This window comes from Nocardioides sp. QY071, assembly GCF_029961765.1.
In the GTDB taxonomy this organism is placed as follows: Bacteria; Actinomycetota; Actinomycetes; order Propionibacteriales; family Nocardioidaceae; genus Nocardioides.
Genome location: NZ_CP124681.1, coordinates 1,217,697 through 1,234,992, shown reverse-complemented (window position 1 = coordinate 1,234,992; position 17,296 = coordinate 1,217,697). Strand labels below are relative to the sequence as shown.

Here is a 17,296-nt window from a genome sequence, read left to right as displayed (position 1 = left end):
GAAGCAGTGACGGCCCACCTGACGCGGATCAAGTCGCGGCTGGCCATTCATGCCCATCGCAAGGTGTGGGGCCTGCTCGAAGGCGAGTACGCCGCGGTCCACGTCGGGCGCGGCATCGACTTCAACGACCTGCGCGAGTACGTCCGCGGCGACGACGTGAAGGACATCGACTGGAAGGCGTCGGCCCGCAGCCGGCAGCTCCTGGTCAAGAGGTACGTCGCCGAGCGCAAGCACACCGTGCTGCTGTGCGTCTCCACCGGTCGCAGCATGGCGGCGCTCAACGACGCCGCGGTCGCCAAGCGCGAGCTCGCCGTCCTGGTGAGCGGCGTGCTCGGCTATCTCGCCGTCCAGCACGGCGACCTGGTCGCGCTGGTCCACGGTGACGAGCGGCGCCGTCACGTCGAGCGTCCGGGCGCCGGCGAGCTCCACCTGGAGCGGCTGCTGGGCACCGTCCACGACGCGATCACGCCCGACGGGCCCCACGGCGACCTGCCCGGCCTGCTGCGCCACGTCGTGCGCACCATCCGCCGGCGCACCATCCTCGTCGTCGTCACCGACGACGTGACCCTCTCCGACGAGTCCACGATGCTGCTGCGCCGGCTGACCGCGCAGCACGAGGTGCTGTTCCTGACCGTCGGCGACCTCGATCCGACCCGGCGCGAGGTGGCAGGCCGGCGTCTCGTCGACATCGACGCCGACGCCGAGGTCCCGGGCTGGCTGCGTCGCGACGCCCGGCTGCGCGCGGAGTTCGCCGCCCTCGTCGACGAGGAGGGACAGCGGATGCGGCGGCGCCTCGACCAGCTCGGCATCGCCCACGAGCTCGTCCGCGACCACGACACCGCGATCACCGCCGTCTTCCGGCTCCTCGAGAGGCACCGCCATGCGCGCCGGCGTTGAGGTGCTCGCCGTGGACCTGCCCGAGGAGTTCACCGGACCGGTCGGGTACGCCGACCGGTGGGTGTGGATCGCCGTCGGGCTCGCCGTCGCGCTGGTCGTCTACTACGTGCTCGCGTGGTGGCTCACCCGCGCGCCCCGACGCCCCGCCCTGGCCCGCCCTGGCGTCGTCCTGCCCGACGTGCGCCAGCAGCACCTCGCCCGGATCGACCGGATCGAGGCCGAGGTCGTCGCGGGCAGGATCACGGCGCGCGACGGCCACCAGCAGCTCAGCGAGGTGGTCCGCGACTACGTCGCCGCAGTCACCACGCTGCCCGCGCGGACCATGGCGCTGGCCGACTTCCGCGGCCGGGCGCCGGTGGCGCTGGTCGAGGTGCTCGAGCTGGTCTACCCGCCCGAGTTCGCGCCCGACGACGCCATCGCCCACGACCTCTTCGAGACCGCCGTCGACCGCGCCCGCGGACTGGTGGCGACCTGGAGCCCGACCCGGAGCGCGGCCTGATGTGGGACAGCGACACCACCGGCTTCCGCTGGCCGTGGCTGGCGCTGGCGCTGGGTGCCCTGGTGCTGCTGCTGCTCGTGCTGTGGCTGCGCCCGTGGCGGCGACCGAGCCGCGCCGGTGCGTCGTACGTCGCCCATGCCGCGCGGCTGCAGTCCCTGCCTCGCTTCCACGCGCTCGTACGACGCCAGGTGGCCTTCGGAGCCTGCCTGACCCTGGCCGCCCTGGTGGCGTGCACGGGTGCGGTGGTGCTGGCCGGGCGGCTGCAGCAACGCCAGACGATGAGCCAGGAGGACCGCACCCGCGACATCGTGCTGTGCCTGGACGCGTCCGGGTCGATGGCGGAGGTCGACGCCGAGGTGCTGCGCGAGTTCCGCACGATCATCTCCGGGCTCCGCGGCGAGCGGATCGGGCTGACGATCTGGAGCGGGGCCGCGATCACGGTGTTCCCGCTGACCGACGACTACACGTTCGTGCTCGAGCAGCTCAACGCGGCCGAGAAGGCGTTCGCGTCCGGTGACGTCTACAGCGACGAGTACGCCGTCTTCACCGCCGGCACCGTTCTCGACTGGGACATCCAGTCGCAGATGGGCGACGGACTGGCGTCGTGCGTGCAGCGCTTCGACCGCAACGACGAGGACCGCAGCCGCGCGGTCGTGCTGGCCTCCGACAACGAGCCGATCGGCGCCGGCATCTTCAGCGTGCCGGACGCGGCGGCGTACGCACGCGAGAAGAAGGTCGTCGTCCACGGCATCGCGGCGCCGGCGACGGCCGAGCGGCCCGATGCGGTCCAGCAGTTCGAGACCGCGGTGACCAGCACCGGCGGCACCTTCTCGATGCTCGGCGCCGACGGCAGCGCCAAGGCGGTCATCGACGCGATCGCCGCCCTGGACGCGAAGCCGATCAAGCGCCCGCCCCTGGTGCAGGTGCTCGACCGCCCGCACCTCGGCACCGTCATCGTCGGGGTCGGCCTCGCCGGGCTGGTGGTGCTGTGGGCGGTCCAGGGCGTGCTGGTGCTGCGCGACCGGAGCGCCGGGGGCGGTGAGCGCCGATGAGCGCCACCACGTCGACCGCGCTCGTGCTCGCCCGCCGGATCGGGATCGTGCTGCTCTTCGTGGTCATCATGCTGCGCCCGGGCTTCGGACGCGCCGAGGTCCCGACCCAGCTCTCCGACGTCGACGTGATCGTCGTGATCGACCGCACCCGGTCGATGGCGGCGCTCGACTACGAGGGCAAGCTGCCCCGCATCACCGGCGCCAAGGCCGACCTCACCGCGCTCGCCGAGGCCCTGCCCGGCGCCCGGTTCGGGATGCTCGCCTTCGGCACCGACGCCCGCGTCGTGCTTCCGCTCACCTCCGACAGCGCGGCCTTCGGCGCCGCCGTCGAGACGCTCTACCTCGAGAAGCCCAAGGACGGCATCGGCTCGCGCGCCGACCGGCCGGTGCCGGAGCTGAAGGACCTGCTCGAGCGGTCAGCCGAGCAGGCGCCCCAGCGGCGCCGGATCGTGGTGTTCGTGGGCGACGGCGAGGACACGACGAGTGAGGGCACCGACGAGTCGTACGCCGACGTGGCCGACGAGATCGCCGGTGGTGCCGTCCTCGGCTACGGCACCACGCAGGGCGCCCCGATGCCGGAGGACGACGACCTCACCGGCGACCTCGGCTTCGTCCAGGACTCCACGACCGGCGACACCGCTCAGTCCCACGCCGACCTCGACAACCTCGAGAAGGTCGCCGACGAGCTCGGCGTCCCGTTCGAGCACCGCACCCGCCCGGGCGGCCTCGACGACCTCGCGCGGTCTTTCAAGGCGTCGTACTCCGACGGCTCCGGCGGGCACGACCGTCCCGCCAAGCACGACCTGACCTGGCTGGCCGGAGTCCTGCTGCTCGCGCTGCTGCTGCTCGAGCTGCACGCCGGCTGGCGCGCGGTCTGGGCGTCGCGACACGTGCTGGCCCCGCGGAAGGGAGCGCTGCGATGACGAACCCACGCCGTCGGCTGCGGCTGGTGCTGTTGCTGGCCGGGCTGGTGCCGGTGCTGCTGGTCGCGGCGTACGCGCTCAAGGTGACGCTGATGCTGCAGGCCAACGCGTCGGGCCGCGACGCGTTCGACCGTGGCGACCTCGACGGCGCGGCCTCCGACTTCGCCGGCACCCGGAAGCTGAACTGGTTCGAGTCGTGGGTCGCGGCCTTCGACGAGGGCACGGCCGAGCACGCCCAGGGCAAGTACGCCGAGGCGATCGCCGCCTACCAGGCAGCGCTGGAGGACGTGCCGCACCGCGAGGAGTGCACCGTGCGGATCAACCTGGCGCTGGCCCACGAGGCCGTCGGCGACGCCGCCGCCGAGTCCGGGGCGAGCGAGGACGCGCGGAAGGCGTACCAGGCCGGCATCGACGTCCTGGCCGCCGGCAAGTGCCCCCAGGACTCCGGGCGTGGCAAGGAGCAGAGCGCCGACGCCGGCGCGGTCGACGAGCGACTGCGGCAGAAGCTGGATCAGAGCCAGCAGCAGGAGCCGCAGGACCCCCAGGGCCAGCAGCCGCCCCAGGAGCAGCCGCCCGGCGACCCCGGTGAGTCCGACCCGCGCCGCGACCGGCTGCAGGAGCAGAACGACCGCGGCGCCGACCAGCGCCACGAGGACCAGGACCTCTACGACGACGAGGACTACACCAAGCCCGACGCGTGGTGAGGCCGCCCGCGGCTGAGGAACGAAGCCGCGGTCAGCGGCCGAAGGTCGAGGAGCGCCGGCGAGCTCGCGCCGCGGAGCAAGCGAGGTCGTGGCGCGTCTCGAGACCAGGTGAGGTGCTGCCGGCACTGTGCATCGACAGTTGCGACAGCAACTCGCCTGGTCTCGTGACGGTCGCTGCGCGACCTCCTCGACCTTCGGTCAGCGCCGGCGACGCCGCCTCAGCAACGCGATCGCGACCAGCACGGCGAGGACCGCACCGATCTGCTTGCCGTAGGTCTTGAGCAGGATCGGCAGCACCGCCGAACCGAGGTCGAGGGCGTCGTCCTCGGCCGGACCTGGTGCGGCACCCCATGCGTTCTGGCTGTGTCTCGGCGCATCCGACGACGAATTCGCATGGGGTGCGGTGGGTGCCGCGGCCGCCGGCTCGGGATGGTTCCCGGCGGCCGCGGTGTCGGTAGGTTCCTCAGCCGCCGGAGCGGCTGCCGTGGGCGGCGCCGCCTCGGCCGCGAGGCGCTGCTCGAGGCAGGACACGAACTGGCCGAGCAGCTTGTCGGAGACGTCCTGCATCACGCCGCGCCCGAACTGGGCCGGCTTGCCGGTGATGGCGAGGTCGGTGACGACGTCGACCTGGGTGGCCTCGCCGGAGCCGGCGGCCATGGTCACCGTGACGGTGGCGCCCGCCGTACCGTTGCCGCGCTTGTCGCGGCCCTTCGCCTCCACGACGAACCGGTGCCCGGCCTCGTCGCGCTCGACGAACTTGCCGGATCCGGCGTACACCAGCGCGATCGGGCCGAGCTTGACCTTGCAGGTCCCCTCGAAGGTCGGTGCCCCGTCGTCGTCGGTGCCGACGGAGGTGACCTGGGCGCCCGGGAAGCACTCGGCGAGGGCGCCGATGTCCTGGAAGTGCGCCCAGGTCGCGTCGAGAGACGTGGGGACGCTGAAGGAGTGGCTGAGGTCCAAGGTCAGCCCCTCCCGGCTGCGGCGAGGACGGCCTGTCGGGTGAGCACGGTCGCGAGGTGGCGCCGGTAGTCGGCGTCGCCGTTGAGGTCGCTCGGCGGGTTGGTGCCCTCGGCGGCGAGCGCGGCCGCGGCGGCGACGCCCTCCTCCGTCGCGGGTACGCCGGCCAGCGCGGCCTCCGCGGCGCGGGCCCGCACGGGCGTGGAGCCCATGTTGGTCAGGCCGATCCGTGCCTCCGCGATCGTGTCGCCCTCCATCCGCACCGTCGCCGCGACCGCGACGATCGGCCACTGGTGGGCGATCCGCACGAACTTCTCGTACGCCGCGCCCCAGCCGTCGTGCTTCGGCACCCGGACCTCGGTCAGGATCTCGTCGTCGGAGATCGCCGTCTCGAAGAGGTCGACGAAGAAGTCGTCGGCCGCGATCTCGCGAGTGCCACCGGGCCCCTGGACCACGAAGGTGGATCCCAGCGCCAACGCCGGCGCGCCGAGGTCGCCGGCCGGGTCGGCGTGGGCGAGAGCGCCGCCGAAGGTCCCGCGGTGCCGCACCTGCGCGTCGGCGAGGTGCGTGATCGCCTTGCTGACCAGCAGGGCGTGCTCGTGCACGAGCGGGTCCTGGCCGACGTCGTGGTGGGTGGTCATCGCGCCGATCGCGAGGTGGTCTCCCCCGTCGCGGATGCCGCGCAGCGACGCGATCCGGCCTAGGTCGATCACCCACTCCGGCGCGTTGAGGCGCATCCGGAGCACGGGCAGCAGGCTCTGCCCGCCGGCGATGATCTTGGCGTCGTCGCCGTGCTCGGCGAGCGCGGCCAGGGCCTCCTCGACCGAGGCCGGGGCGACGTACTCGAAGGCTGCGGGGATCACTGGGCTGCTCCTTCCGACTCGTCGAAGTGGGGTGCGGCGGCCTCGGTCGTCTCTCCCCCGGACCCACCGCCGTTGATCGCTCGCCAGACGCGTTCCGGCGTGCAGGGCATCGCGACGTCGTGGACGCCGTAGGGGCGCAGCGCGTCGACGACCGCGTTCACCACCGCCGGGGTGGACGCGATCGTGCCGGCCTCGCCGACCCCCTTGGTGCCGAGCGAGTTGGTCGTCGCCGGCGAGGTGGTGTGGTCGAGCTCGAAGCTGATCGTGTCGGCCGCGGTGGGCAGCAGGTAGTCGACGAACGACCCGGTCACCAGGGTGCCGTTGTCGTCGTAGACCGCCTCCTCCCACAGCGCCTGGGCGATGCCCTGGACCAGTCCGCCGTGGACCTGGCCGGACACGATGAGCGGGTTGATGACGTTGCCGATGTCGTCGCAGCAGGCGTACTTGCGCAGCTGGACCTGCCCCGTCTCGGTGTCGATCTCCACCGCACACAGGTGGGTCCCGTGCGGGTAGTTGAAGTTGACGGGGTCGTACGTCGCCTCGGAGTCGATCGACGCCTCGACACCGTCGGGGAGGTTGTGCGCGGCGAAGACGGCGGTCGCGATCTCGGTGATCGCCATCCCCTGGTCGGTCCCGCGGACGGTGAACCGGCCGTCGCTGAACTCGAGGTCGTCGGCGGAGGCCTCGAGCAGGTGGGCCGCGACGGGCCGCGCCTTCTCGATCACCTTGTCGACCGCCCGCACCAGGGCCTCGCCGCCGACGACCAGGCTGCGGGACCCGTAGGTGTCCAGGCCCTTGTGGGAGATCTGGGTGTCGCCGTGCAGGACCTCGACGTCCTCGAACGGTACGCCGAGCCGGTCGGCCACGATCTGGCTGAACGCCGTCTCGTGACCCTGCCCGTGGGCGGACGCCCCGGTCACGACCTCGACCTTGCCGGTCGCGAGCATCCGGACCTCGGCGTGCTCCCAGCCGCCGGCGCCGTAGTTGAGGCTGCCGAGCACCCGGGACGGGGCGAGGCCGCACATCTCGGTGAAGGTCGAGACACCGAGCCCGAGCTGGACCCGGTCGCCGCGGGCGCGGCGCTCGGCCTGCTCGGCGCGCAGCTCGTCGTAGCCGAACATCTCCTTGGCGCGCGCGGTGGCGGCCTCGTAGTTGCCGGAGTCGTACTCGAGCCCGGCCACCGTGGTGAACGGGAACTCCTCGTGCTTGATCCAGTTCATCTCCCGGACCTCGAGCGGGTCCTTGCCGAGCTCGTTGGCGAGCTCGTCCATCAGCCGCTCGATCGCGAACGTGGCCTCGGGCCGGCCGGCGCCGCGGTAGGCGTCGGTCCAGGTCTTGTTGGTGAGGACGTTGGTGGTCTGGAACTGGTAGGCCGGGAACTTGTAGATCGCGTTGAACATGAACGCGCCGAGCACCGGTACGCCGCCGCCGACGATGGCGACGTAGGCACCCAGGTCGGCGAGCAGGTCGACCTTGAGGCCGGTGACGTGGCCGTCCTTCGTGGCGGCGAGCGTGAGCCGCTGCCACTGGTCGCGGCCGTGGTGGGCGGTGAGCAGGGACTCGCTGCGGGTCTCGGTGAACTTCACCGGCTTGCCGAGCTTGCGGGCCACCGCGAAGGCGATCATCTCCTCCGGCGTCTGCTGCAGCTTGCCGCCGAAGCCGCCGCCCACGTCGGGCGCGATCACCCGGATCTTCGACTCGGGCACGCCGGTCGTGGCCGCGATCGCGAAGCGCAGGATGTGGGGCACCTGGGTCGCCGACCAGACGGTGATCTGCTCGCCGGTCGGGTCGACGACGACGCTGCGCGGCTCCATGAACGCGGGGATCAGCCGCTGCTGGCGGTACTCCCGCTCGATCACGATCCCGTTCTCGCGAGCCTCGGCGATGGCCTGCTCGACGTCGCCGCCGGTGCCGGCCTCGGCCGAGTCGAAGCGCCACACGGCGCTCACGTTGGTGCCGAGGTCGGGATGCGCGAGCACCCCGCCGTCGGTGTGGGCCGCGGCCGACTCCTTGAGGTCGAGCGCGGCCGGGAGCTCCTCGTAGTCGACCTCGACCAGCTCGGCGGCGTCCCGGGCCTCGGCGGCGCTGCGGGCGACCACGACGGCCACCGTCTCGCCGGCGAAGGCGACCCGGTCGGTCGGCATCGGCAGGTGGGCCGGCGTCACCTGGTCGGGTACGACGGGCCACGCGTTGATGCACGCCCCCTGGCCCTCGCCGAGGTCGGCGCCGGTGAGCACGGCGACCACGTTGGGGCTCGCCTTCGCCTCGGCCGTCTCGATCGAGGTGATCCGGGCGTGCGGGAACGGGCTGCGCACCATCGCGAGGTGCAGCATGCCCGGCAGCGTGATGTTGTCGGTCCAGCGGGTGCGGCCGGTGATGAGGCGCTGGTCCTCCTTGCGGCGGCGGTCGCGGCCGATCTCGCCCTGGGTGGGCTCCTGGGTGGCGGTCATGCCTTCGCCTCGCTCCCGCTCGACGCGCTCGTCGTGCCGGCGGCGTGCTGCACCGCCCGGACGATGTTGTGGTAGCCGGTGCAGCGGCACAGGTTGCCCTCGAGGCCGAGGCGGATCGCCTCCTCCGACGGGCTGGGGTTCTCCGCCAGCAGGTCGACGGTCTGCATGATCATGCCGGGCGTGCAGAACCCGCACTGCAGGCCGTGGCACTCGCGGAAGGCCTCCTGCACCGGGTGCAGCGTGCCGTCGTCGCCGGCCAGCCCCTCGATCGTGGTGACCGTGGCCCCGTCGGCCTGGACGGCCAGCACGTTGCAGGACTTCACGCTCCTGCCGTCGAGGTGGACCGTGCAGGCGCCGCAGTTGCTGGTGTCGCAACCGACCACGGTGCCGGTCTTGCCGAGCTTCTCGCGCAGGTACTGCACGAGGAGGAGGCGGGGTTCGACGTCGTCGGCCACCTGCTGGCCGTCGACGGTGAGGCTGATCCGGGTCATGACTCTCCCTTGAGCGTGCGGGACCTGTGACCCGGCTCACGCTAGGGAGGGGTGGTTGGTGCCGGGTTGGTGGCGGGCGGTCGTCGTACCGAAGGGTGTCGATGCTCGGGCCTAGCCTGCCGACATGAACCGCACGGACCGTCTCTACGCCCTGGTCGAGGAGCTGCGCGCCGCCGGTCCGCGCGGGCGGACGGCCACCCAGCTCGCCGCGCACTTCGAGGTCAGCGTGCGCACGATCGAGCGCGACCTGAGCGCGATCGGCCAGGCCGGCGTACCGATCGCGACCAGGCAGGGACGCACGGGTGGCTACAGCCTGGACCCGTCGATGACGCTGCCGCCGCTCAACTTCACCCCGCGCGAGGCGACGGCGGTCGCGGTGGCGCTGAGCAGCAGCGCGCACGTCCTGTTCGCGCGCGACGCCCGCTCGGCGCTGCAGAAGATCGTCGCAGCGATGCCGCGCGCGGCCCTCGACGAGGCGCGCACCGCCGCGGCCAAGGTGCGCCTGGTCGTCCCGGTCGGCGCCGCGCCCGACGCCGACGTCGCCGAGACCATCTGGCAGGCCGTACGCCGCAACCAGGTGCTGCGGATCGGGTACGTCGACGTCGACCAGGTCGAGTCCGATCGCGACGTCGAGCCGCAGCACGTGGTGGTGGGGCCGCGCGGGTCGTACCTCACCGCGTGGTGCCGGCTGCGCGAGGACGACCGGGTGTTCCGGATGGACCGGATCACCCGCGCCGAGCGGGTCGCCGCGCTCCCCCGCGGCCCGCGCCGCCCGATCGAGCCCGAGGTTCCCGGGCAGCTCATCGCCCGTCCGGAGACCGCGCTGCGTCCGGAGAAGATTCTCGCGATGGCCACGGAAACACCGACATAGGGCTGTCGCGAACCGCTGCGAGCGTGGTCAGCACCCACCCATCCACGGAGGAGACACCGATGAGCGAGACCGCAGCAGCACCCACCCCCGGCACCGTCCCCTGGTTCGAGGTCGCGACCGACGACCCGGCCGCCGCCGAGCGCTTCTACGGCGGCCTGTTCGCCTGGACGTTCAGCGCCGACGAGGCCTCCCGGGCCGGGGGGCTCGACTACCGGCTGGTCACGGGTCCGGCGGGAGGCGCCCCGATCGGCGGGCTGTTCGGCACGGCCGGCCGGTTCCCGCCGCACGCCGTGTTCAGCGTGATGGTCGCCGACGTCGCCGCCACCTGCCGCGCGGCCGAGGAGCTCGGCGGGACCGTGGTCAGCCAGCACCTCGACGTCGGTCCGGGTGTTCCGGCGTTCGCCTACCTGCGCGACCCGGCCGGGCAGCAGATCAGCGTCTTCTCCCCCGCTGCCCCCTGAGGACGGCGAAGGGCCCGACCGCACGCGGCGGTCGGGCCCTTCTCGTCCCCGGTCAGCCCAGGTCGACGATGGCGGCCACGGGGCCGCCACCCTCCGGGCCCTGGTGGGCGGCGGAGACCGAGACGAAGACAGCAGGGTCCCCGGTCACGGCAGCGGTGACGCCACCGACGCACGACTTGATCTGGCGGTGCCAGTGCACGTCGGAGTCGTCGAGCATGGCGTTGCGGCGACCACGGACCTCACCGTTCTGGGACGCCTCGCACTTGAGGAAGACGTTGACCAGGCGACCCTGCAGGTCGGAGGAGTGCGGGCGCTCGGGCAGGTCGAGGCCGGCGTCCTTGATGGCGTTCCAGATGCCGTCCTGGTCAAGGGCGTCGTTCATCACCGAGTGGCCGATCCGGTAGCGGCCGCCGACGCCGGTCGCGTTGCCGACGACGACGATCTGGGCGACGTCGAGCTCGACGCCCGAGGAGCAGGAGGCCACCGAGGAGTAGAGGTCGCGGTTGTTCATGACGTCGGCGTCGGTCGGCATCTCGATCTCGCCGAGGGCGACGGCGATACCGAGGCCGGTGACGCCGTTGGACAGGTCCATCGACTCGTGGGTGTGCTCGGTCCAGACCTCCTTGCCGCGGCTGTGCGCGTCACGGATGGTGTGGATGGTGAGCAGCGGCGTCTTGGTCTGCACGTAGTGCACGTCGGCCGGGTCGGTGATGCCGGCGCGCTCCATGGCGACCTTCACGCCCGCGGCGACCTTCTCGATCATCGCGACGTACCCGATCTCCTCGGGCAGGATCGGCTCGCTCATCGCGAAGCCGACGGTGAGGCGCTGCTCCTCGCGGCTGGGGTCGTCCTCGGCGACGTCGACGGTCGCGAAGATGGTGGCGTGGGGGCTGATCACGCCGTCGGTGCCGCCCGACCACACGATCGGGACCTGCTTGACCTGGTCGACCGGCGCGCCCTTGTCGACGAGCACCTCGCGGAAGGCACGGTCGGCGATGATCCGGGTGTAGTCGTTCACCCCGCCGTTGCCCTCGGTCTTGCCGATGATCGCGATGACGCGGTCGGCCTTGAAGACGCCGTCGTCGATGAGCTTGGCCAGCTCGGACGCGTCGGCGACGGAGTGGATCGGGACCTTGCGGACCTCGATGGCAGAAGGCATGGTCGGGTTCCTTTCGGGGTTCTTCAGTTGGGGGTGACGATGGTTCCGGCGCGCCCCTCGGCGGCCGCGAGGATGCTGCCGAGGTCGGTGATGACGCCGCGGCGGCCCGAGCTGGCGACGAAGCGGCAGACCGCGTCGACCTTGGGGCCCATGGAGCCGCCGGCGAAGTGGCCGTCGGCGGCGTACTTCCGCATCTGGTCGAGGGTGACCTGACCGATGTCGGCGGCGTCGGGGGTGCCGAAGCCGAGCACGGCGTGCGCGACGTCGGTGGCGATGACGAGGAGGTCGACCTCGATCGCCTGGGCGAGCAGCGCGGCGCCCAGGTCCTTGTCGATGACGGCCTCGACGCCGGCCAGGCTGCCGTCGGCGTTGCGGACCGTCGGGATGCCGCCACCGCCGTTGGCGATGACGACGAAGCCGGCGTCGACCAGCGCGACGGCGGCCGGGGCGTCGAGGACCTCGAGCGGCTCGGGCGAGGCCACGACGCGGCGCCAGCCGCGCTCGCCGCGGTCCTCCCAGGTCTCGCCGTGCTCGATCATGGTGCGTGCCTCGTCGGCCGGGAGGTAGCGGCCGACCGGCTTGCTCGGCGCCGCGAACGCCGGGTCGGCGGCGTCGACCCGGGTGCGGGTGACCAGGGCCGCGGTGGGCCGGGTGAGGCCGCGGGCGGCGAGTGCGCCGTCGAGCGCGTTCATCAAGATGTCGCCGAGGGTGCCCTGGGTCTGGGCACCGCACCAGTCGAGCGGGACGGGAGGTACGACGGTCGCGGCCAGCTCGTTCTTCACGAGCAGGTTGCCGACCTGCGGCCCGTTCCCGTGGGTGATGACGACGTCGACACCGGCCGCGACCAGGTCGGCCACGGCCTCCATCGCCTCGGTCGCGGCCGCGATCTGGTCCTCCGGACGGGCCTTCCCGTCGGGGGACGTCATCGCGTTGCCGCCGAGTGCCAGCAGGATCCTCATGCAGCGAACCTAGTGAGCCGGATCACCGTCGTTCATCGTGAGGAACAGCCAACTCGGGCGGCGAAGGCTGGCAACACCTGCCAGCGGTTCTCACGCGCCGGGATCGGCCGCGAGCTCCCGGGCCAGCACCTCGGCGACCGACGCGGGCGTGCGGCCGAGCAGGGCGGCCAGCGGTACGCCGCCGGTGGGCAGGCCGTGGTCGTCGTAGTAGTCGAACATCGCCTGCAGCCACGGGTGCACGTCGTCGGCGGCGGGGACCCGGCGGGCGGGGACGCCCGCGGCGGCGGCCACGTCGGCGACCGAGACCAGGGCGGGGCCGCCGAGCTCGTAGGTCGCACCGACGTGCGCGTCGCCGGTGAGCACGACCGCGGTCGCGGCGGCGACGTCGTGCAGGTCGACCATCCCGAACGGGGTGTCGACGGAGTAGGGCACCTCGAGGGCGCCGGAGCGCAGGGCGGGCAGCAGGTTCTGCACGTAGGCGCAGGGCTGGAGGATCGTCCAGGCCAGGCCGGAGCGGCGGACCAGGTCCTCCGAGACGGCCTTGCCGAGGTGGTGCGGCATGGCGGGGACGTACGGCGAGGCCACCGAGTGGTAGCCCACCCGCCCGACGCCGGCCTCGGTGGCGGCGGCGAGCACGGTTGCGACGTACGCCGGCTCGTCGGGGTGCAGGTTGGGGGCGATCACGTGCACGGCGTCGGCGCCGGCCAGGGCGGCCGGCAGGTCGCCGAACGCGGCCCGGCCCAGGGGGCGTGTCGCCACGCCCGCCTGGGCCAGGGCCGCGCCGACGGCGCGACCGGTCTTGCCGGATCCTCCGAGGATCGCGACCTTCATCGTCTGCTCCTGCGTTCCCTCAGAGCACGTCCACCGCGGCGGCGGTGGCACCACCGGCGAGTGCGCCATAGCCGGGGCCGCGGTCGAAGAACGCGTCGTCGGCCGCGGGCACCGGGCGGGAGGCCCGCTCGGCGGTGGTCGCGTCGGCGTCGTACCCGAGGGTGTCGTCGTCGAGCGAGCCGGTGAGGACCACGCCGTAGTCGGCGAGCGCGGCCTCCGGGGAGACCTTGCGCCACACGACGTCGCGCACGACCAGCGCCGGGTCGCGGTCGGCCGGGTTGCCCCAGCCGCCGCCGCCGGTGGTGCGGATCCGGATGACCTCACCGGTCACGACGGGCTCGGAGTCGGCGAGGGCGTCGACCTCGCGCTCGTTGGGGCCGCCCGGGTCGATGGTGACCTGGAACGGCTTGCCGGCCTTGCCGCCCTTGACGCCCCAGCAGGCGAGGATCGAGCGGTCGGCGATGGACATGAAGTTGGCGTCCTTGAGCATCCGGATGTGCTTCTCGTAGCCCAGGCCGCCGCGGAACTGGCCGGCGCCGCCGGAGTCCATGGCGAGCCCGAGCGACTCGACCACGAACGGGAAGCGCGACTCGGTGAACTCCGTGGGGAGGTTCCGCGAGTCCGGTACGACGTGGATGGTGTCCTCGCCGTCGGCGTAGTAGCGACCGCCGGAGCCGCCGCCGAGCACCTCGCGCATGAGGTACGAGCGGCCGTCGAGGTCCTCGCCGTACACACCGGTGTAGCGGATCGTCTCCTGGTCGGCCGGCATCTTGCCGTCGACCGCCTTGGCGATCACGCCGGCGAGCACGCCGAGCAGGCGCAGGATGACGAACGTGCGGGCGTTCGTCGGCGCCGGGAAGACCGGCGTGAGCAGGGTGCCCGGGGGCGGGAACCGCATCTCGATCAGCGGCACCACGCCCTCGTTGACGTCGAGCTCGGCCATCCGCTCCGGGGTGTCGGCGAGGTTGCGCAGGATCGGCGCGAGCCACTTCTTGAGGAAGACACCGTCGGAGTAGTCGCCGCAGTGGTTGATCGGGCCCTTGGCCTGCGGCCCGGTGCCGTCGAAGTCGAGGATCAGCCGCTCGCCCTCGGGGTCGTCGGCCGCGGTGCGGGTCAGCGTGATCCGCTGCGTGTGCAGCTGCGGCTCGTCGACGCCGTCGTGCTCGGCGTAGTCCTCCCAGGTCCAGCTGCCGACGGGGATCTTGGAGAGGATCTCGCGGCGGTAGGTCTCGGTGGAGCGGTCGATGACGGCGTCGAAGCAGGCCTCGACGGTCTCGATGCCGTAGCGGTCGAAGAGCTCGCCCAGGCGCCGCGCGCCCATCAGGCAGGCCGAGCACTCGGCGTCGAGGTCGGCGGCCAGGGACTCGGGCATCCGCGAGTTGCGGGTCATGATCCGCAGCGCCGCCTTGTTGGGCACGCCGGCGTCCCACAGCTTGATCGGGGGCACGGCGAGGCCCTCCTCGAACACGCTGGTGGCGTGCGAGGGCATCGAGCCGGGCACCGCGCCGCCGATGTCGTCGTGGTGGCCGAAGGCCTGGATGAAGCCGACGACACGGCGCTCCCCCTCGGCCCCGGCGAACACCGGGACGGTGACGCACAGGTCGGGGAGGTGGCCGATCCCGCCCTCGGACAGGTAGACGTCGTTGTGGAAGAAGACGTCACCCTCCTTCATCTCCTCGATCGGGAAGTCCCGGGCGACGGGGTGCACGAGCGCGGAGTACGAGCGGCCGGTCAGCTTGCGCAGCAGGCGGTCGTGGATGCCGGCACGGAAGTCGTGCGCGTCGCGGATCATCGGGCTGCGCGAGGTCCGCGCGATGGCGGTCTCGACCTCGTGCTCGACGGCGGCGAGCGAGCCCTGGACGATCTCGACGAGCACCGGGTCGGCGCTGCGGCCGGCGTCGGCGGTCAGGGTGCCGAACGGGAACTGCGTGGGTGCGCGGCGCGAGCCGGTGTGGGCGTCATGCGCGTGGTCGGCAGGTGCGGCGCCGTTGTGGATGGTCTGGCAGCTCAGGCACATGTCAGCTCTCCTCCGAGCGCGTCACGATGATGTTGGCGTAGTCGTCGACCCGGGCGGTGAAACCGGGGTGAATGGGCACGGTGGAGCCGAACTCCTCGATGATCACCGGGCCGGTGAGCACCTGCCCCGCGGGCAGGTCGGTGCGCCAGAAGACCGGCGTCTCGACGTACCCCGCCTCGGCGTCGAAGCAGATCGAGCGCGAGCCGGTCTGCTGCGGCTGCGGCTTCGCGCCGTCGGCGCGCAGGATCTCGGGCCGCTTGATCGGGCCGACGCCGGAGACGCGCAGGTTGACGACCTCGACCTGCTGGGACGCGTCGCCGGAGAAGTCGTAGCCGTAGAGCACCCGGTGCTCGGCGTGGAAGCGCTCGGCCACCGTGGCCAGCGTCTCGGGGGTGATCGGCCCGTCCGGTACGCCGACGCGCACCTCGAACGCCTGGCCGAAGTAGCGCACGTCCGCGGTCCGCACGAAGACGTGGTCGGCCTCCGCGAAGCCCTCCTTGCTCAGCGCCTCGGCGGCGCGGGCGGTGAGGACGTCGTACTCCTGCTGCAGGTCGGCCGGGTCCAGGTTCTCCTGGAGCGCGACGTGGGTCTGCACGTAGTCGTTCTTGACGTCGACGGTGAGCAGGCCGAAGGCCGAGACATTGCCCGGGTTCGGCGGGACCAGCACGGTCGGGACGTTGAGGATGTCCATCAGCCGGCACAGCAGCAGCGAGCCCGAGCCACCGAAGGTGGTGAGGGTGAAGTCGCGGACGTCGAGGCCGCGCTTGACGGTGACCTGGCGCAGCGCGTTGGCCTGGTTCCACGCGGAGATCTCGAGGATGCCGGTGGCGCAGGCCTCGGCGGAGATGCCGAGCTTGCCGGCGAGCTGCTGGATCGCGGCGCTGGCGGCGTCGACGTCGAGCGGGATCTCGCCACCGAGCAGGTGCGGAGGGATCCGGCCGAGGAAGACGTGCGCGTCGGTGATGGTGACCTCGGACCCGCCCTTGCGGTAGCAGATCGGGCCCGGGTCGGCGCCGGCCGAGTGGGGGCCGACCTTGAGGGTGCCCTCGGGCGAGAGCCAGGCGATCGAGCCGCCGCCCGCGCCGACGGTGACGACGTCGATCATCGGGATCTTGGACGGGTACACGCCCACGCTGCCCTCGGTGGTCAGCGTCGGGTCGCCGTCGATGACGACGGAGACGTCGGTCGACGTACCGCCGCCGTCGGAGGTGAGCACCTTGTCGAAGCCCGCGACCTTGGCGATCAGCGCGGCGCCGAGCGCGCCGGCCGCGGGGCCGGAGAGCACGGTGGTGATCGGCTGGTGCACGACCTCGTCGGCCGAGAGCACGCCGCCGTTGGACTTCATCACGTAGAACGGGATGGTCCGGCCGCTCTGGGTGGCGAGCCGGTCCTTGATGTTGTTGACGTAGCGGCTCAGCTTCGGCTTGACCGCGGCGTCGACCAGGGTGGTCATCGAGCGCTCGTACTCGCGGTACTCGCGCAGCACCTCGCTGGAGATGGAGACGACGGCGTCCGGGTGCTCCTCGGCGATGATCTCGCGCATCCGCTCCTCGTGCGCCGGGTTGGCGTACGCGTGCAGGAAGCAGACACCCAGGGTGTCGATGCCCTTCGCCTTGAACCAGCGGGCCACCGTGCGGGCGCCGTCCTCGTCGAACGGTCGGATCTCCGCGCCGGTGAAGTCGAGCCGGCCACCGACGCCCTTGACCAGGTCGCGCGGCACGATCCGGTCCGGCTTCACCCAGAAGTAGGAGTTGCCGTAGCCGTCCGGCACGGACTGGCGGGCGATCTCGAGCATCGCCTCGTAGCCCTCGGTGGTGATGAACCCGAGCGCGTCCACCTTGCCCTCGAGCAGCTGGTTGGTCGCGACCGTGGTGCCGTGGCTGACGGCGACGACGTCGCCGAACTCCGCCCCCGCGATCCCCAGCACCTTGTCGATGCCCGCCAGGAACCCGTCGGCCGGGTTCCCCGGCGTGCTCGGGGTCTTGGTCGTGACGACCTCACCGCTGTCCTCGTCGAAGGCCACGACGTCGGTGAACGTGCCGCCGGTGTCGATGCCGATCCTGATCCGCCTCGCTGTCATGACTCACATTCAAGTGAGCCACGTCGCGCTGCACGACGGCATCATCTGCCGATGGATCGGCCGGTCGTGGGCAGATGTTGCC

16 protein-coding genes are annotated in these 17,296 nt (G+C 72.3%); 7 read left to right on the top strand and 9 right to left on the bottom strand.

What is annotated here, in order from left to right; genetic code table 11:
* Positions 1–6: 6 nt before the first annotated feature.
* From QI633_RS05800 to QI633_RS05780, 5 genes are read left to right on the top strand one after another with little or no spacing between them, the layout of a single operon-like run.
* Positions 7–897, top strand: coding sequence for a DUF58 domain-containing protein (locus tag QI633_RS05800; RefSeq protein WP_141800004.1), 891 nt, complete (start codon positions 7–9; stop codon positions 895–897).
* Positions 881–1,396, top strand: a complete 516-nt coding sequence (locus QI633_RS05795; RefSeq protein WP_282428390.1) for a hypothetical protein — start codon at positions 881–883, stop codon at positions 1,394–1,396. Before QI633_RS05800 ends, QI633_RS05795 begins: the two co-directional genes overlap by 17 nt.
* Entirely contained in the window at positions 1,396–2,448 is a 1,053-nt protein-coding gene (locus QI633_RS05790; protein WP_282428389.1) for a VWA domain-containing protein, read from the top strand. The genes QI633_RS05795 and QI633_RS05790 overlap by 1 nt, the downstream gene beginning before the upstream one ends.
* Positions 2,445–3,371 (top strand): VWA domain-containing protein, encoded by a 927-nt coding sequence (locus QI633_RS05785; protein ID WP_282428388.1) that lies wholly within the window; start codon positions 2,445–2,447, stop codon positions 3,369–3,371. The genes QI633_RS05790 and QI633_RS05785 overlap by 4 nt, the downstream gene beginning before the upstream one ends.
* The gene (locus QI633_RS05780; RefSeq protein ID WP_282428387.1) at positions 3,368–4,075 is read left to right on the top strand and encodes a hypothetical protein; all 708 of its coding nucleotides are present in this window, start codon (positions 3,368–3,370) and stop codon (positions 4,073–4,075) included. The genes QI633_RS05785 and QI633_RS05780 overlap by 4 nt, the downstream gene beginning before the upstream one ends.
* Positions 4,076–4,273: 198 nt before the next feature.
* Here the strand turns inward: QI633_RS05780 and QI633_RS05775 are convergent, their stop codons facing one another.
* Genes QI633_RS05775 through QI633_RS05760 form a run of 4 tightly spaced genes read right to left on the bottom strand, consistent with a single transcriptional unit; the run spans position 4,274 to position 8,836 of the window.
* Positions 4,274–5,035 carry an SRPBCC family protein gene (locus tag QI633_RS05775; RefSeq protein ID WP_282428386.1) on the bottom strand — a complete coding sequence of 254 codons (762 nt, stop codon included), beginning with the start codon at positions 5,033–5,035 and terminating at the stop codon, positions 4,274–4,276.
* Positions 5,036–5,037: 2 nt separating this feature from the next.
* Positions 5,038–5,895, bottom strand: coding sequence for a xanthine dehydrogenase family protein subunit M (locus QI633_RS05770; protein WP_282428385.1), 858 nt, complete (start codon positions 5,893–5,895; stop codon positions 5,038–5,040).
* Positions 5,892–8,345: a xanthine dehydrogenase family protein molybdopterin-binding subunit gene (locus tag QI633_RS05765; RefSeq protein ID WP_141800011.1), complete on the bottom strand. Its 2,454-nt coding sequence runs from the start codon at positions 8,343–8,345 to the stop codon at positions 5,892–5,894. The genes QI633_RS05770 and QI633_RS05765 overlap by 4 nt, the downstream gene beginning before the upstream one ends.
* Positions 8,342–8,836: a (2Fe-2S)-binding protein gene (locus QI633_RS05760; protein WP_141800012.1), complete on the bottom strand. Its 495-nt coding sequence runs from the start codon at positions 8,834–8,836 to the stop codon at positions 8,342–8,344. The genes QI633_RS05765 and QI633_RS05760 overlap by 4 nt, the downstream gene beginning before the upstream one ends.
* A 124-nt stretch (positions 8,837–8,960) precedes the next feature.
* Here QI633_RS05760 and QI633_RS05755 point away from each other — a divergent pair, with 124 nt between their 5' ends.
* Both QI633_RS05755 and QI633_RS05750 read left to right on the top strand, forming a co-directional pair.
* Positions 8,961–9,707: a YafY family protein gene (locus QI633_RS05755; RefSeq protein ID WP_282428384.1), complete on the top strand. Its 747-nt coding sequence runs from the start codon at positions 8,961–8,963 to the stop codon at positions 9,705–9,707.
* 59 nt (positions 9,708–9,766) lie between these two features.
* Positions 9,767–10,168, top strand: a complete 402-nt coding sequence (locus tag QI633_RS05750) for a VOC family protein (RefSeq protein ID WP_141800014.1) — start codon at positions 9,767–9,769, stop codon at positions 10,166–10,168.
* A 52-nt stretch (positions 10,169–10,220) separates the two neighbouring features.
* Here the strand turns inward: QI633_RS05750 and QI633_RS05745 are convergent, their stop codons facing one another.
* The 5 genes from QI633_RS05745 to QI633_RS05725 form a co-directional block, all read right to left on the bottom strand.
* Positions 10,221–11,327 carry a ring-opening amidohydrolase gene (locus QI633_RS05745; protein WP_141800015.1) on the bottom strand — a complete coding sequence of 369 codons (1,107 nt, stop codon included), beginning with the start codon at positions 11,325–11,327 and terminating at the stop codon, positions 10,221–10,223.
* Between the two features lie 23 nt (positions 11,328–11,350).
* Positions 11,351–12,286, bottom strand: coding sequence for a carbamate kinase (gene arcC, locus QI633_RS05740; RefSeq protein WP_141800016.1), 936 nt, complete (start codon positions 12,284–12,286; stop codon positions 11,351–11,353).
* Positions 12,287–12,376: 90 nt separating this feature from the next.
* Positions 12,377–13,117 carry an NmrA family NAD(P)-binding protein gene (locus QI633_RS05735; RefSeq protein ID WP_282428383.1) on the bottom strand — a complete coding sequence of 247 codons (741 nt, stop codon included), beginning with the start codon at positions 13,115–13,117 and terminating at the stop codon, positions 12,377–12,379.
* Positions 13,118–13,136: 19 nt separating this feature from the next.
* Positions 13,137–15,134: a hydantoinase B/oxoprolinase family protein gene (locus QI633_RS05730; protein ID WP_282428382.1), complete on the bottom strand. Its 1,998-nt coding sequence runs from the start codon at positions 15,132–15,134 to the stop codon at positions 13,137–13,139.
* 1 nt (position 15,135) lies between these two features.
* On the bottom strand, positions 15,136–17,214 hold the full coding sequence (locus QI633_RS05725) for a hydantoinase/oxoprolinase family protein (RefSeq protein WP_141800019.1): 2,079 nt from the start codon (positions 17,212–17,214) through the stop codon (positions 15,136–15,138).
* Positions 17,215–17,296 lie beyond the last annotated feature (82 nt).